Annotated in this window: 13 protein-coding genes and 2 pseudogenes; 2 read left to right on the forward strand and 13 right to left on the reverse strand. The window is 66.9% G+C overall.

All coding sequences use genetic code 11. From position 1 onward, the window contains the following. Positions 1 to 20: 20 nt before the first annotated feature. From miaA to B1A87_RS11080, 5 genes and pseudogenes are all read right to left on the reverse strand, one after another. Positions 21 to 938, reverse strand: a complete 918-nt coding sequence (gene miaA / locus B1A87_RS11060; protein ID WP_144275792.1) for a tRNA (adenosine(37)-N6)-dimethylallyltransferase MiaA — start codon at positions 936 to 938, stop codon at positions 21 to 23. Between the two features lie 25 nt (positions 939 to 963). After that, positions 964 to 2,514: a tRNA (N6-isopentenyl adenosine(37)-C2)-methylthiotransferase MiaB gene (miaB, locus tag B1A87_RS11065; protein WP_078026447.1), complete on the reverse strand. Its 1,551-nt coding sequence runs from the start codon at positions 2,512 to 2,514 to the stop codon at positions 964 to 966. A gap of 116 nt (positions 2,515 to 2,630) precedes the next feature. After that, complete coding sequence (locus tag B1A87_RS11070; protein ID WP_395940238.1) at positions 2,631 to 3,230, reverse strand: regulatory protein RecX; 600 nt, start codon at positions 3,228 to 3,230, stop codon at positions 2,631 to 2,633. Further along, entirely contained in the window at positions 3,217 to 4,272 is a 1,056-nt protein-coding gene (gene recA, locus B1A87_RS11075) for a recombinase RecA (RefSeq protein ID WP_056627843.1), read from the reverse strand. The genes B1A87_RS11070 and recA overlap by 14 nt, the downstream gene beginning before the upstream one ends. Before the next feature lie 205 nt (positions 4,273 to 4,477). Beyond that, positions 4,478 to 4,683, reverse strand: a pseudogene (locus B1A87_RS11080) (DUF3046 domain-containing protein). Positions 4,684 to 4,752: 69 nt separating this feature from the next. Here B1A87_RS11080 and B1A87_RS11085 point away from each other — a divergent pair. Then, positions 4,753 to 5,262 (forward strand): MarR family winged helix-turn-helix transcriptional regulator, encoded by a 510-nt coding sequence (locus tag B1A87_RS11085; protein WP_078026445.1) that lies wholly within the window; start codon positions 4,753 to 4,755, stop codon positions 5,260 to 5,262. Positions 5,263 to 5,366: 104 nt separating this feature from the next. On the opposite strand, the gene B1A87_RS11090 is transcribed toward B1A87_RS11085, so the two are convergent. The 8 genes and pseudogenes from B1A87_RS11090 to B1A87_RS11125 all read right to left on the reverse strand — a co-directional run bounded on the left by B1A87_RS11090 (position 5,367) and on the right by B1A87_RS11125 (position 14,076). Continuing rightward, positions 5,367 to 5,819 carry a helix-turn-helix domain-containing protein gene (locus tag B1A87_RS11090; RefSeq protein ID WP_078026444.1) on the reverse strand — a complete coding sequence of 151 codons (453 nt, stop codon included), beginning with the start codon at positions 5,817 to 5,819 and terminating at the stop codon, positions 5,367 to 5,369. A 137-nt stretch (positions 5,820 to 5,956) separates the two neighbouring features. Further along, positions 5,957 to 6,451: a CinA family protein gene (locus tag B1A87_RS11095; RefSeq protein ID WP_078026443.1), complete on the reverse strand. Its 495-nt coding sequence runs from the start codon at positions 6,449 to 6,451 to the stop codon at positions 5,957 to 5,959. Between the two features lie 2 nt (positions 6,452 to 6,453). Next, a complete protein-coding gene (gene pgsA, locus B1A87_RS11100) occupies positions 6,454 to 7,131 on the reverse strand; it encodes a CDP-diacylglycerol--glycerol-3-phosphate 3-phosphatidyltransferase (RefSeq protein WP_078026442.1) in 678 nt (225 codons plus the stop codon). A gap of 9 nt (positions 7,132 to 7,140) precedes the next feature. Beyond that, a pseudogene (locus B1A87_RS11105) lies at positions 7,141 to 10,069 on the reverse strand (DNA translocase FtsK). Positions 10,070 to 10,165: 96 nt separating this feature from the next. After that, positions 10,166 to 11,857: a ribonuclease J gene (locus tag B1A87_RS11110; RefSeq protein WP_078026440.1), complete on the reverse strand. Its 1,692-nt coding sequence runs from the start codon at positions 11,855 to 11,857 to the stop codon at positions 10,166 to 10,168. A gap of 42 nt (positions 11,858 to 11,899) precedes the next feature. Then, positions 11,900 to 12,808, reverse strand: coding sequence for a 4-hydroxy-tetrahydrodipicolinate synthase (gene dapA, locus B1A87_RS11115; protein WP_078026439.1), 909 nt, complete (start codon positions 12,806 to 12,808; stop codon positions 11,900 to 11,902). Between the two features lie 110 nt (positions 12,809 to 12,918). Then, entirely contained in the window at positions 12,919 to 13,704 is a 786-nt protein-coding gene (locus tag B1A87_RS11120; RefSeq protein WP_078026438.1) for a carbon-nitrogen hydrolase family protein, read from the reverse strand. Between the two features lie 9 nt (positions 13,705 to 13,713). After that, complete coding sequence (locus B1A87_RS11125; RefSeq protein WP_260680793.1) at positions 13,714 to 14,076, reverse strand: hypothetical protein; 363 nt, start codon at positions 14,074 to 14,076, stop codon at positions 13,714 to 13,716. A 126-nt stretch (positions 14,077 to 14,202) separates the two neighbouring features. Between B1A87_RS11125 and B1A87_RS11130 the strand changes: the two genes are divergently transcribed. After that, entirely contained in the window at positions 14,203 to 15,438 is a 1,236-nt protein-coding gene (locus tag B1A87_RS11130) for a heparan-alpha-glucosaminide N-acetyltransferase domain-containing protein (protein WP_078026437.1), read from the forward strand. Positions 15,439 to 15,443 lie beyond the last annotated feature (5 nt).

Genomic DNA, 15,443 nt, shown 5'->3' on the forward strand with positions numbered 1-15,443 from the left:
ACGGTCCGGAAAACGGGCTTTCAGGAACACAGCGCCGCGGCCTTGGCTGTCAGGTCCGGATCCTGCCAGCCAAGCCAGCCGATGCGCGGATCCGCACGGAACCAGGTGAGCTGGCGGCGGGCGAACTGCCTCGTGGCCACGATGGTTTCCTCGGTGGCCTGGGTGAGGTCAGCCTCGCCGTCGAGCACCTTGAGGAACTGGGCGTAGCCCAGGGCGCGGGGAGCCGTCCTGCCGCGGCGCAGTCCGGCAGCGTCGAGCCGTTCAACCTCGGCCAGCAGTCCGCGCTCCACCATCCGGTGAACCCGTTCGGCCAGCCGTTCGCGGAGCACGTCCCGGTCAACCTCCAGGCCGATCTGCACGGCCGGCCGGACGTACTCGCGGGTGGGCATGAAGGAGCTGAACGGCCGCCCTGTGAGCTCGAAGACCTCCAGCGCACGAATGATGCGGCGGCTGTCACCGAGCCGCCCGGCGGACACCGGGTCGACGGCGCGCAGTCGTTCCAGCAGGGGGTCCGTCCCGGCCGCGGCGTGTTCCTGCTCGAGCCGGCCGCGTATGTCCGGGTCGGTCCCCGGGAAATCGAGGACGTCGAGCGCTGCACGGACGTACAGGCCGGATCCACCTGCCAGGATGGCCCGCTTTCCGCGGCTGTGGATATCGGCGACGGCTCCCCTGGCCAGCCGCTGGAAGTCGGAGACAGACGCTTCCTGGGTGACGTCGAGGATGTCCAGCAGGTGGTGCGGGACTCCCCTGCGCTCGGCATCGGTGATCTTGGCCGTTCCGATGTCCATGCCCCGGTAGAACTGCATGGCATCGGCGTTGATGACTTCGCCGTCCAGCGCCAGGGCGAGTTCGACGGCGAGGTCGGACTTTCCCGAGCCCGTGGGCCCGACGACGGCGATGACGGGCGGCTGCTCCGGACTGGCCGGGTGGTCACTCACGGCTGGGGAACCTTCGCCCACGCTGTTAGCGGGTCCGGACCGGAAGGGACGGCATGCCTAGCGATACCCCGGTTTTCCCCGCTGTGCCGGGGGCTCCCGGTGCCGGGGCGCCGCAGGAGTCAGCCTGTGCCCTGTCCCAGGCGTCGCCGGCGCGCGAACGCCGGAGGACGTAGTCGTCGGGCGTCGCCGGGTCCGCGACCAGGTGGAATGCCGCCGCTTCCGTCACGGTGACCGTCACGACGTCGCCCGGGCGCGGCGCCGGGGCACCTTCCGGGATGGAGAAATGCACGAGCCGCGAGTCCTGCGAGCGGCCCGACAACCGGTGGGTTTCCTCCGCCTTGCGGCCGGACTGGGCGGTGACCATGACCTCGACGCGGCGTCCGAGCTGCTTCGCGTTCTCCTCGGCGGCGATGCGGTCCTGCAGGGCGGTGAGCCGTTCGAAGCGTTCCTGCACCAGGGCTTTGGGCAGCTGGTCCGGCAGGTCGGCGGCCGGCGTGCCGGGACGCTTGGAGTACTGGAAGGTGAAGGCCGTGGCGAACCGTGACTTTTCGACGACGTCCAGGGTGGCCTGGAAATCTTCTTCCGTCTCGCCGGGGAAGCCGACGATGATGTCGGTCGAGATCGCGGCGTGCGGAATCTTCTCCCGGACCTTGTCCAGGATTCCGAGGAACTTCGCGGAACGGTAGGACCGCTTCATGTCGCGGAGGACCTTGTCGGAGCCCGACTGGAGCGGCATGTGCAGCTGGGGCATGACGTTCCCGGTCTCGGCCATGGCGTCAATGACGTCGTCAGTGAACGCTGCCGGGTGTGGGCTCGTGAAGCGGACCCTTTCCAGGCCCGGGATCTCACCGCAGGCGCGGAGCAGTTTGGAGAACGCCTGGCGGTCGCCGAATTCCACGCCGTACGAATTGACGTTCTGGCCAAGCAGTGTCACTTCGATGGCGCCGTCATCCACCAGCGCCTGGACCTCGGCGAGGATGTCTCCGGGCCGGCGGTCCTTCTCCTTGCCCCGCAGGGCCGGGACGATGCAGAACGTGCAGGTGTTGTTGCAGCCCACGGAGATAGACACCCAGCCCGAATAGACGGAGTCGCGCTTGGTGGGCAGGGTGGACGGAAAGACGTCCAGCGACTCGAGGATCTCGAGCTGCGCTTCGTTGTTGTGGCGTGCCCGGTCGAGGAGTGCCGGCAGGGCGCCCACGTTGTGCGTCCCGAAGACGGCATCCACCCACGGCGCCTTTTTCAGGATGGTTTCTCGGTCCTTCTGGGCGAGGCAGCCGCCCACGGCGATCTGCATCCCGGGGTTGGCTTCCTTGATGGGCGCCAGCATGCCCAGGTTGCCGTACAGCTTGTTGTCCGCATTTTCCCGGACGGCGCAGGTGTTGAACACCACGACGTCGGCCTGGGCACCGTCCGCCGGAACGTAACCGGCAGCCTCCAGCATCCCTGCCATCCGCTCGGAATCGTGAACGTTCATCTGGCAGCCGAACGTCCGCACCTGGTAAGTGCGGGGCGCGGCGGAGGCGTCGGTTGCTGCTGGAACGGTGCCGGATGCGGGGGAAGGGTAGGTCAGACTCACCCGTTAAGCGTACCGGCTGCGCCCAACTCCCCGATGCCCCGGCCACCGGGCGGCCAAAGTGCCCGACGCCGTGTCTGCACGAAGCCCGAGCCGCCCAGGCCTCAGCGTATTAGAGCCTAGCTGCCGGATGCGGCGTCGAGCACTTCACCCACGATGCGGAAGGCCTGAGACGGCTGGTACCCCTTGCGCGCAAGCATGGACGCCAGCCGGCGGGTGACCTTGTCCCGCTCGGCACGGTCCGACAGGTCGGTTCCCGGCCGGAGGCGGCGTTCCGCCAGTTGGCGGGCCGCCGTTTCCTCGTCGGCGTCGCTGAGCTGTTCCAGGGCAGAGGCCGCAGCATCCCCGTCGATGCCTTTTTCCGCCAGCTCCCGCCGGAGGGCACCTTTGGCCAGTTTCCGGGTCTGCGAGCGGCTGCGCACCCACATCTCGGCGAACTCCGCGTCGTCGACCAGCCTGACTTCTTCGAAGCGGTCCAGGACCGCCGCGGCGACGTCCTCGGGCACGTTGCGCTCCGCCAGCTTGCGCTCGAGCTGCAGCCTGCTCTTGGGCGAACTGGTCAGCTGCCGGAGCACGATAGCGCGCGCCACAGCCGCCGGGTCAGGCTCCCGGTCCCCCGCGAACCTGTCCTCGGCGGACGAGGACGGCGGGACTGGATCCTGGCCGGCGGACGCGGCGCGGCGCTTGCTGCCGGAACGCTTGCTGCTAGAACCCGTCAACGGCCTTCAGCTTCGGCGAGGCCGCGGCGTCAGCGGCTGCGGGGGCCACCCCGACGCCCAGCTTTTCCTTGATGAGCCGTTCCAGCTCCGCAGCCAGTTCAGGGTTGTCGCGCAAGAAGCGGCGGGAGTTTTCCATGCCCTGGCCGAGCTGATCACCGTCGTAGGTGAACCAGGACCCCGACTTCTTGATGATGCCGTGCTCGACGCCCATGTCGATGATGCCGCCCTCGCGGGAGATGCCCTGGCCGTAGATGATGTCGAACTCGGCGATCTTGAAGGGCGGGGCCATCTTGTTCTTGACGATCTTGGCCTTGGTCCGGTTGCCGACCGAGTCGGCGCCTTCCTTCAGCGTCTGGATCCGGCGGACGTCGATCCGGATGGAGGCGTAGAACTTCAGCGCCTTACCGCCGGTGGTGGTTTCCGGCGAGCCGAAGAAGACACCGATCTTTTCGCGGAGCTGGTTGATGAAGATCGCGGTGGTCTTGGTCTGGCTCAGCCGTCCGGTGATCTTTCGCAGGGCCTGGCTCATGAGGCGTGCCTGCAGGCCAACGTGGCTATCTCCCATGTCGCCCTCGATTTCCGCACGCGGCACCAGCGCAGCCACGGAGTCGATGACAATGACGTCAAGGGAGCCGGAGCCGATCAGCATGTCCATGATTTCCAGTGCCTGCTCACCGGTGTCCGGCTGGGAAACCAGCAGGGCGTCGGTGTCAACGCCAAGCTTGGCCGCGTACTCGGGGTCGAGGGCGTGCTCGGCGTCGATGAAGGCGGCGATGCCGCCCTGCCGCTGCGCGTTCGCCACGGCGTGCAGGGCGACGGTGGTCTTACCGGACGATTCCGGTCCATAGATTTCAACGATCCGGCCGCGCGGCAGTCCGCCAATTCCCAGGGCGACGTCCAGGGCAATGGAGCCGGTCGGGATGACCTCAATCGGGGCCCGGACTTCATCGCCCAGCCGCATGACGGAGCCTTTGCCGAACTGCTTGTCAATCTGGGCAAGCGCTGCTTCGAGCGCCTTTTCACGATCCGGGGCTGCCGCCATGGTTCACACCTCTAATGCTTTCTCGCTGTGGAGTGGCCTGTGCGGCCTGTTTCTGTCATCACTGACGCTATCCCCGCCCTCTGACATTGTTGCCGGACGGGCGTGCGTATGTGGATAACCTGCTCGAAAAAAGCATAGCCGCACCCGAACAGATATTCGAACAATCTGTCGGCGTGTCAGGGCTCTTCAGGCAGGCGGGCGCCTGTCAGTTCCTGCTGGGCTTGATGTCGCGGCCCAGGCGGCGCTCCGCGGGGACGTCCTGGACGTCGCAGACGGCGAGCCACACATCGCGGGGGCTGACGCCGGAGATGTGTATAAGAGACACTGCTCCGCCGTCCGGCTGCCGACGCCGGCGAGGACCAGAGAACCACCGAGCACGCGCGAGTAGCCTGCGCCGAATTCGTCATCCATAAGCCGCCAGAAATCACTAATTCTCACGACATAGAGTCTCTCACGGGTGCGGACCTTAGAATGGTTGCCATGAGCAACCCAGCCGACGCCCCCGGAGTCTCTGCCCCCTCCGAGGACACCCTCGATGCCGCGCTAAAGACCGTGGAGCATCAGATCAGCATCTTCTGGCGGCGCGCCCGGTCCGTCTCTCAGCAGCTGTCACGCCAGGTGCACCCGGACATGGAGCCCGCGGCCTACGGCCTGTTGACGGTGATCCGCAAAGAGGGCCCTATCCGCCTGACGGAGCTGGCATCCTGCATCGGAGTGGGCAAGCCGTCGGTCAGCCGGCAGATTGCCTTCCTGGAAAGCATCGGCCTCGTAGTCAAGGAAGCGGACCCGCTGGACGGCCGTGCCCAGACCATCAGGCTCACGGCGCACGGTGAAGAGAAAATGCACCAGGTGCAGGACGCCAGGCGGGAGGTTTTCCGCGAGAGGCTGGGCGAATGGCCCGTGGAGGACCTTGAGGCGCTGGCCTCCTACATGGCCAAGCTCAACGCCACGTACGAACGCGACGGGTTCCCCAAGGACGGGACCCCCTAGGACGCCGGGCGGCCCTGGCGCGGCACTGGCGGCACGACTGGCATGGCACGACGAAGGCCTCCGGCATGTGCCGGAGGCCTGGCGTTTATATTCCGTGGAGCTGGTTACCGGGCGCCCGAGAGCAGTCCCTTGGCCAGTTCGTCAGACAGTTCAGTATTGAGTTCGCGGTCAAGGTCGCGGCCGTAACGCTGCGAGAATTCCTGCGGGACGGTGTCCGGAACGGCAACACCTTCGGCCACGGCGACGCGGTCGCTGACCTCTCGGAGCATGCTGGACAACGGAACGTCGAGGGCCGAGCAGATCGAAGACAGCAGCTCCGAAGAGGCTTCCTTCTGGCCGCGCTCCACTTCACTGAGGTAGCCGAGGGAAACCCTGGCACTGTGTGAAACTTCGCGGAGGGTCCGGCCCTGACGCTGGCGAACGTCGCGCAGAACATCACCGATTTCGTGACGAAGTACTACCATCTTGCGCTCCTTCTGTTCGCTCTTTGCCTGATCGGCGAGGCCCACATCCTTCCAGCGGACAACGCCGTTTACGGATACGGGCTGCTTTACCATCTGTATCGCCTTGCTCCCTCGTTAGTCCGGTTCGCGTGAAGCGAACCGCTGTTGGTCTTTTCATCCTAGGCGCCTCCCTAATGCGGAGGCGACACAAAATAACAACTATTCGGATTCGCTTTTTGTTCCCGGCAACCTTACTCCCGGTAGCTTAGCGACGCTAGGGCCTCCTGCAGTCGCTCCATGGCGGCCGCGCAGGCCAGGGCCCGGATCTCTGCCCGGGTGCCCTCGAAGCTGTACGGAAACGACGTCGAGCCCTGGGCCGTGGCGACCCCGATGAACACTGTTCCCACCGCCTTGCCGTCGTGCTCGTCCGGCCCCGCGACTCCCGTGGTGGACACTCCAAGGTCGGCACCGCAGGTGCGTCGGGCGCCGTCGGCCATCGCTGCCGCCACTGCGCCGTCAACGGAACCGAGGGAGTCCAGCAGCGCCTGCGGAACGCCAAGGACGTCCCGTTTGACGGAGTTCTGGTAGGAAACAACGCCGCCCTGCAGCATGGCCGATGCGCCGGGCGTGTCTGCCAGCATCGCCGTGACCATGCCGGCCGTGAGCGATTCTGCGGTGGCAACGGTGATTCCCCGTTGCACGGCGGCGGCGACAGCCTCGCCGGCGATCCGGTGCAGGTTGGTCATGGTCATCCCTCCTGGGTTTCCGGTTTCCGGTGCTCCTGGTGTTCCTGGTTTTGGCGTTCCTCGGCCCGCCGGCGCAGCCCCTGGGTCCGTACCTTCATCGCTTCAATGACGTACTCGGCGCCGGTCCACACGGTGATCCCCACGGCGACAAGCATGACGGCGAAGGCCACCCAGACCAGCCACGGCGCGAGGCCGGAGAGCGGGAGGAGGTAGAGGAAAATGGCCGCGGTCTGGACTACGGTCTTCAGTTTGCCGCCGCGGGACGCCGGGATCACGCCGTAACGGATCACGAAGAACCTCAGGGCGGTGATGCCCCATTCGCGGACCAGGATGAGCACCGTAATCCACCAGGGCAGCTCGTTCAGGACGGAGAGCATGACCAGGGCGGAGCCGATCAGGAGCTTGTCGGCAATCGGATCGGCGATCTTTCCGAAGTCGGTGACCAGTCCCCTGCTCCGGGCGATGTCGCCGTCGAGCTTGTCCGTGTAGATGGCGACGGCGAACGCCGCCACGGCGGCCCAGCGCCAGGGCCCGGACTCGCTGTGCTGGCCGGGGGCATCGGCGATAAGGAACCAGACGAAGAACGGCACCAGCACGATGCGGAGCATGGTGAGGATGTTGGGAAGATTCCAGATCCCGGAGCTGTTGGAGCCGGCCGCGGTCGCTTCGGTGCTAGTCACCCTTCTAGGCTACCGTCCGGTGAGGGACCAGGCGTCTTCGGAACCGTCCTCGTCGTCGCCGGAGCTGCCGTCCGCGCCGTCGTAGTACTCCACGTTCTGGGTGCGGTTGTCCAGGCCGGCGGCAACGAGGTCCTCGGCGTATCCGCCCTGGGCGATGTTGGCGTTGGCGTTGTCACTGAGCGCTGCGGTTTGGGAATCGGGCATCGCCGGGGATTCCTGCCCCTTCATGGCGGCCAGAACGGTGGCGAGGTCGTCCGGCTTGACCAGCACGTCGCGCGCCTTGGATCCTTCGGAGGGCCCCACGACTCCCCTGGACTCGAGGAGGTCCATGAGGCGGCCGGCCTTGGCGAACCCGACGCGGAGCTTGCGCTGGAGCATCGACGTCGAGCCGAACTGCGTGGTGACCACCAGTTCCGTGGCCTGCAGCAGCACCTCGAGGTCGTCTCCGATGTCGTCGTCGATCTGCTTTTTCTGCGCTTCCGGGGCGACGTCGTCACGGTAGACCGCCTTGAGCTGGCCCTTGACGTGTTCCACCACCTTGTGGATTTCGGACTCGGTGACCCAGGCGCCCTGGACGCGCATGGCCTTGGAGGCGCCCATCGGCAGGAACAGGGCGTCGCCCTGGCCGATCAGCTTTTCCGCTCCGGGCTGGTCCAGGACCACGCGGGAGTCCGTGACCGAGGACGTGGCGAACGCCATGCGGGACGGCACGTTGGCCTTGATCAGGCCGGTGACGACGTCCACGGAGGGGCGCTGGGTGGCCAGGACCAGGTGGATGCCGGCGGCGCGGGCCAGCTGGGTGATGCGGACGATGGAATCCTCGACGTCGCGGGGCGCCACCATCATGAGGTCGGCGAGCTCGTCCACGATCACCAGCAGGTACGGGTAGGGGCGGATGACGCGCTTGGAGTCGACCGGCGGGTGGACCTTGCCGGCACGGACGGCCTTGTTGAAGTCATCGATGTGCTTGAACCCGTAGTTGGCGAGGTCGTCGTAGCGGGCGTCCATCTCGCGGACCACCCACTGCAGCGCCTCGGCGGCCTTCTTGGGGTTGGTGATGATGGGCGTGATCAGGTGCGGCACGCCTTCGTACGCCGTGAGTTCCACGCGCTTCGGGTCCACCATGACCATGCGGACCTCGTCCGGGGTGGCGCGCATCAGGATGGACGTGATCATCGAGTTCACGAAGGACGACTTGCCGGCACCGGTGGCGCCGGCCACGAGCAGGTGCGGCATTTTGGCGAGGTTCGCCACGACGTAGCCGCCCTCGACGTCCTTGCCGACGCCCATCACCATGGGGTGGTCCGTGCGGCGGGCGTTCTGGCTGCGGAGGACGTCGCCGAGCGAGACGGTTTCGCGGTCCGTGTTGGGGATCTCGATGCCGATGGCGGACTTGCCCGGGATGGGGCTCAGGATGCGGACGTCGCTCGAGGCGACGGCGTAGGAGATGTTCTTGGACAGGGCCGTGACGCGTTCCACCTTGGTGCCCGGTGACAGCTCGATCTCGTAGCGGGTCACTGTGGGGCCCCGGCTGAAGCCGGTCACCTGGGCGTCAACGTTGAACTGCGTCAGCGTCTCGGTCAGGGAGGCAACGATGGCGTCGTTGGCTTCCGTGCGCTCCTTCGGGATGGATCCCGGCGTCAGGACGTCCGACGACGGCAGGGTGTACGTGACGTCGCCGGCCAGCGACAGCTGCTCGGTGCGCTGCGGAATCGGTGTGGGCGGCGGCGCGGGGGCGACGGGACGCGACGGGACCTGGGCGGCCGCCGCGCCGGCTGCCGGGTTCAACGAACCGGCGGCGACCATTCCGGGAGTGACGAGCGGGATGGCCTCGGTGGCGTTTTCGCCCGCCTCTCCGGCAGTGCTGCCCAGTCCCTGTCTCTTATACACATCTAGATGTGTATAAGAGACATTTCGGCCTGCGTGGGGCGGCGCACGCCGGGCGCCACGGCGCTGGCGCCCTTCGCGCCCTTCGTGCCCTTGGCGGGGCCGGGTTCGGCGTCGTCGTCGATGACGGCATGTTCGAAGGCTTCGTCTCCGACGTATCCCTCGAGCCGGGCGTCGGCGTCGTCGTTCTTGCCGAAAAGCCGTTTCCGCTTCTTTTTCGGCTCGGCCGGGGCGCTGTCGTAGAGGTAGCTGCGGTCGTGGCCGCCGCCGTCGTCCCCGTCGTCCTGAAGGTCGATGCCCATCAGGTGCTCGTAGGCGCCGCGCAGGCGCCGGGGAATGGCACCGAAGGGGGTGGCCGTGATGATGAGCAGCGAGACAAAGGCCAGCAAGGCGTACAGGACCACCGGCACCGCCGCATGAATGGCCGCGAGCGGCGTGGCCGCCAGGAAGCCCAGCATGCCGCCGGCCCGACGCAGTCCGTCAAAGCCGTCGCTCACGGTCGGCTGGCCGCCGACGATGTGGGCAAGCCCGCACCCCGCGAACGTCATGATGAGGAAGCCGATGCCCACGCGGTTGTTGCCCCGGCCGTCGGCCGGCTGGCGGAACAGCCTGAAGGCGCAGACCGATAGCATCAGCGGCAGCACGAGCGACATCCAGCCGAACGTCCCGTTGACCACCGCGTAGACGGCGTCCGGGAACCAGCCCCGGAGGCCCCACCAGGCAAAGGTGGCGATGAAGACCGCCAGCGCCAGGTTGAACAGCGCGGCACCGTCGCGGCGGTCCTCTGGGGCGAGGTCGCTCACGTCGTGGCCGATTCTCCGCACTCCCCCGCCCACCAGGTGCCCGATGCCGAGCCACGCGCCGCCGACCACCCGCAGCAGCCAGGGCTGCCGGGCTTCGACGGCGGGCATCTGCCGCGTACGGCCAGAGCGGCCGACGCTCCCGCCCGGCCGGATCTGGCCGCGGCGGAACCGGAGCGGCTCGCGGACGTGCCTGCTTTGCCGCCGGAAGTACGTTTTGGCGCGGGGAAGTACGTGTCTCTTATACACATCTAGATGTGTATAAGAGACAGCCCGGGCCCCGGATCCGCGGATTTACGGGCTTTCGGGGCTGTGTTCGCCAGCGCGGCCGGCGCCGCGACGGCCGCCTAGGCTTCCAGGACCACCGGAATGATCATCGGCTTGCGGCGGAGCTTGCGGTTGACCCAGGTTCCGACCACGCGGCGGACAACCTGCTGTAACTGGTGGGTGGTGTGGTCCGTGCGGTTGAGGACGGCTTCCTCCAGCGCAGCATTGATCCGAGGGATGATGTCGTCGAAAACCGAATCGTCTTCGGCGACGCCGCGGGCGTGGATTTCCGGCCCCGAGACCACCTTGCCGGTGGCGCGGTTGATGACCGTGATGATGGAAATGAAGCCTTCATCGCCCAGGACACGGCGGTCTTTGAGGTCCGCGTCCGTGATTTCGCCCACGCTGGAGCCGTCAACGTAGACGAAGCCGACCTCAACCTGGCCCACCACGTCAGCCTGGTGGTCCCTGAGGTCAATCACGGTGCCGTTGTCCGCCAGCAGGATGCTCGCCTCCGGCACGCCCGATTCCTCTGCGATTTTTCCGTTGGCGATGAGGTGGCGGGTCTCGCCGTGCACGGGCATGGCGTTGAGCGGCTCAAGGATGTTGTAGCAGTACAGCAGCTCTCCGGCCGCGGCATGGCCGGACACGTGGACCTTGGCGTTGCCCTTGTGAATGACGTCCGCACCCAGCTTCAGCAGCCCGTTGATGATGCGGAAGACGGCGTTCTCGTTGCCCGGGATAAGGCTAGAAGCCAGAATGACGGTGTCGCCCTCGCCGACCACCACCGGGTGGTCACCGTTGGCCATGCGGGACAGCGCGGCCATCGGCTCGCCCTGGGAACCGGTGGACATCAGCACCACGCGGTTGTCCGGCAGGTTCCCGATGTTCTTCACGTCCACCAGGATGCCGTCCGGCACGTCCAGGTAGCCAAGCTTCGCGGCGATGGCCATGTTGCGGACCATGGACCGGCCCACGAAGGCGACCTTTCGGTTGTGCTTGCCCGCGGCGTCAAGGACCTGCTGCACACGGTGCACGTGGGACGAGAAGGAGGCCACGATGATGCGCTTGCTGGCCTGCCCGAAGAGCCGGTCCAGGGTGGGGCCGATTTCCTTTTCCGCGGTGGTGAACCCGGGGACGTCGGCGTTGGTGGAGTCCGACATGAACAGGTCCACGCCCTCTTCGCCGAGGCGGGCGAAGTGGCGGAGGTCCGTAATCCTGCCATCCAGCGGCAACTGGTCCATCTTGAAGTCACCGGTGTGCAGGACGGTTCCGCCCGCGGTGCGCAGGAAGACGGCGAGGGCATCGGGAATCGAGTGGTTGACGGCCACGAACTCGCATTCGAAGGGGCCGAACTTCTCCACTTGACCCTCGACCACCGTGAGGGTGTACGGCTTGATCCGGTGTTCCTGCAGCTTTGCCTCGATGAGGGCGAGCGTCAGCTGCGATCCCACCAGCGGGATGTCGTTGCGGAGCCGGAGCAGGTACGGCACAGCGCCGATGTGGTCCTCGTGGCCGTGGGTCAGGACGACGGCGACAATGTCATCCAGCCGGTTCTCGATGTAGGAGAAATCGGGCAGGATCAGGTCGACGCCCGGCTGCGTTTCCTCGGGGAAGAGGACGCCGCAGTCGACGATGAGCAGCTTGCCGTCGATTTCGAACACAGCCATGTTGCGGCCGATCTCGCCGAGCCCGCCGAGCGGAACGATCCGCAGGGTGCCTTGGGGAAGACGGGGAGGCGTGACGAGGCCGGGTAGGGCTACTTGGGTCATAATGCACTTCTTTCCAGGCGGAAGAGTGCCGGTCTCAGTCCGTCAGGAAAAGACCAGCCCTCCCTCCGCCAAGTCCTCGCGGATGATTTCGATCTCAGCTTCGTCCGGCTCCACGAGGGGCAAACGGACAACCGAGTTGGGCAGGACTCCCTGCCATTTAAGAATTTGTTTGGCCGCAACGGCTCCCTGGATGCGGGTCATGGTTGCGCGCACCACGGGCTCAAGTTCGAAGTTGATCTTGCGGGCGGTGCCGAGGTCGTTCGCATTGACGGCGTCGATGAGTTCCCGGAAGCGGCGGGTGGCAACGTGGGTGGTCACGCCCACGAGTCCCACGGCGCCCAGGGCCATCCAGGGAAGGGTCAGGCCGTCGTCGCCGGAGTAGAAGAGAAGGTCGGTCTCGGCCATGACACGCGTTGCAGCGGCGAAATCGGCCTTGGCGTCCTTGACAGCAACGATATTCGGGTGCTGCGCGAGGCGGATCATGGTCTCGGGCGCGATCGCGATGGAGGAGCGGCCCGGGATGTCGTAGAGCATGACGGGCACGTCCGTTGACGACGCGATGGTCTCAAAGTGCGCGCGGACGCCGGCCTGGCTGGGCTTGTTGTAGTACGGCGTGACGAGCAGGAGCCCGTCGACACCGAGCGCAGCCGCCTGCTGGGAAAGGTGCACGGAGTGGGCTGTGTCGTTGGTCCCGGTGCCGGCGATAATGCTGGCCCGTCCGCCGACCGCTTCCTTGACGGCGCGGAACATTCCGAGGTTTTCCTCGTCCTTGAGGGTGGAGGTTTCCCCCGTGGTTCCGGTGACCACCAGGCCGTCGCAGCCGTCGTCGACGAGCTTGCTGGCCAGCTCCGCAGCCTGCTGGTAGTCCACTTTGCCATCCTTGGTGAAGGGCGTGACCATAGCGGTCAAGAGCGTACCAAGAGCAGGAATGTGCGCGGAAGTGTCAGCCATGGGAAAAACGTTACCCTGTCACCTGCAGGTTAGGACAATGGCCGGTGCGTGATGATCGTCAAATTCGGGAAAACAGCGGATCTGCGGCCGTGCCGCCAGCTCGGCTGCCGTTACCGATCGTGCCGTAGCCGTTCTTGCCGGTACCGATCGAGGGGGCCGCGCCGCAGCACGGCGGTGACCACTTCCGTTCCGGTCCCGGAGGCATGCTGCATGGGCAGGCCGTCCGGGCCCCAGAAGCCGCTCAGGCCACAGGACGGACCCAGGGGTGTCCGGCCGCCCAGGTTGGCCAGCACCGTGTAGGTCCGGTTGTCCATGGCCCGCGCCCCCAGGTGCAGCCCCAGGCGGTGCCCTTCCCCCTCCGTGTAGAGGGCAGATACGGCGTAAACGTCGGCGCCGGCGTCCGCGGCCGTGCCCGAGTGGCCGGGGTGGGCTGCGTCGAAGCAAATGGCCAGGGCAATCTTCCAGCCGTCGACGTCCAGGACAGCCGGGCCCGGCCCGGCGGCAAACAGGGACTCCTCGTCCCCGTGGAGGTGTGTCTTGAAGCCGACATCGGCGTCGCCGTTCGGGTGGAGTGCCAGGGCAGCCAGCCGTGGCGTGCCATCCGCTTCACGATACGCCGCACCGACCACCGCGGTGATCCCTGTCCGCCGGCAGATTTCCCGAACGGGATCGAGGCGGACGTCGCCAGGCACCAGCCACTGGTCTCCGCCCGGACGATCCCCGTCCCGGAGAAGGGGCAGGTTGTATCCGGTGAGCGAGAGTTCGGGGAAAAGCACCAGCCTGGCACCGTGCGAATCGGCATCCTCGATGAGGCGCACGTGCTCCGGCGCGTTGACGGCAATGCCGCCCTCCAGGGCCTGGTACTGGACGGCGGATACGGTCAGCGCTGAGGTCACGCCTCCATCCTAGGCAGGGTCCGTCCCCGCGCAGTAGCGTTCCACAGCCGCCTCCCGCAGGGACTCCGCCCAGCTGGCGAGGCGCTGGGCGGCGCGGACGTAGTGGAACAGCTCCGTGGGCGTCAGCGCATCCAGGTCGGTTTCGGACAGCCGGCGCGCCAGCTCCGCCCCGGGAACCTGTGCCGACAGCGCGATTCCCTGGCTGCTCCACTGCAGGTCCTCGGCAGGCTCGCCGGCGACCAGTTGCCGGAACAGGTAGTCCACCACGCCGGGGCTCATCGCCTTCAGTGGCCCTGCCGTGCTGCGTGCAGCCGGTTTGTCCGCGCGGTTGTCCGAGCCGCGCTCTGACATATGCCTCGATGAGTTGTTCATGCTGACGATGCTATTCGAACATATATTCGAATACAAGGCCTGCTTCCATCCACGCCGCGTCGGAGCCCCGCAGGACGGCAGGCCGTGAGGGAACGGCGCCATATCCGGATGTGAGACGATCGCTTCATGACCTCGCGGAGCACGGCTGCACAGTCCGGAACCAAGAAAGGCGCAGCAGTCAGCACCCGGCTTGCGGGAATAGACGCCGCGCGTGGCCTCGCCCTCCTCGGAATGATGGCCACCCACCTGCTGCCGACGTTCGAATCCGACGCCGCGCTGACCCCGACCTGGATCGGACTGACCTTCTCCGGGCGGGCCGCAGCCCTCTTCGCCGTCCTGGCAGGCATCGGACTGGCCCTCTCCACCGGCAAGCAGAGGCCCCTCGAGGGCAGCGCCCTCTCTGCGGCACGGCGGGGCATCGCCCTGCGCGCCCTGGTGATTGCCGTCGTCGGGCTCGCCCTAGGTGGACTGGACGTCAATGTGGCAGTGATCCTGGTCCACTACGCCGCCCTCTTCCTGTGCATCCTGCCGTTTATCGGGCTACGGCTGAAGGCACTCTGCGCCTGGGCCGCAGGCTGGATCCTGGCATCCCCGGTGATCGCTTTCCTGCTCCGGCCCTGGCTCATGGCCGCGGATCCGCCGCTGCAGCTGAACCACAACCCCGGCTGGGAGGATCTGTCCACGCCGGGCCAACTGCTGGGCGACCTGTTCCTGACGGGCTACTACCCGGTGTTCCAGTGGATTGCGTATCTGCTGGTGGGGCTCATCCTCGGCCGCCTGGCGTTGTCGGCGGCGGTGGTACCGGTGCTGCTACTGGCCGGCGGCACCGCGGTGGCCGCCTTCGCGAAGGTCCTGGGCACGGCAGCCATGGAGGAATTGGGCGGCAGGCCCGCACTGCAGGCGCTCCTCACCGACCCCGACTACCCGCTGGACAGCCTCCTGCAGGTCAATCTCGCCGGCGTCCGGCAGGAGGGTTCATGGTGGTGGCTGGCCGGCAGCGCACCCCACTCCGGAACCACGCTGGACCTGCTGCACACGAGCGGCGTGGCGGCCGCCGTCGTCGGACTCTGCCTGCTGATTGGCCGGCTCGGGGAATGGCTGGATCTGGACCTGCTGCTTCCGTTGCGCGGCGCCGGGGCCATGACGCTGACGCTGTACACGGCCCACGTTTGCGTGGTGGCGTCGTTCCACCTCAAGCCCCTCCCGGCCGGGTGGACCGAGGACGGGATGTACGTCGCCCATGCCGCCTTGGCGGTGCTGATCGGGATGGTCTTCGCCGTCCTGAAGTGGCGCGGCCCGCTGGAATGGCTGGGGCATGCCGCCAATCAGGTGGGACGGCACCAGCCGGCGCGGATCCGGTGACCTCC

It is taken from the genome of Arthrobacter sp. KBS0703 (genome assembly GCF_002008315.2).
Taxonomy (GTDB): domain Bacteria; phylum Actinomycetota; class Actinomycetes; order Actinomycetales; family Micrococcaceae; genus Arthrobacter.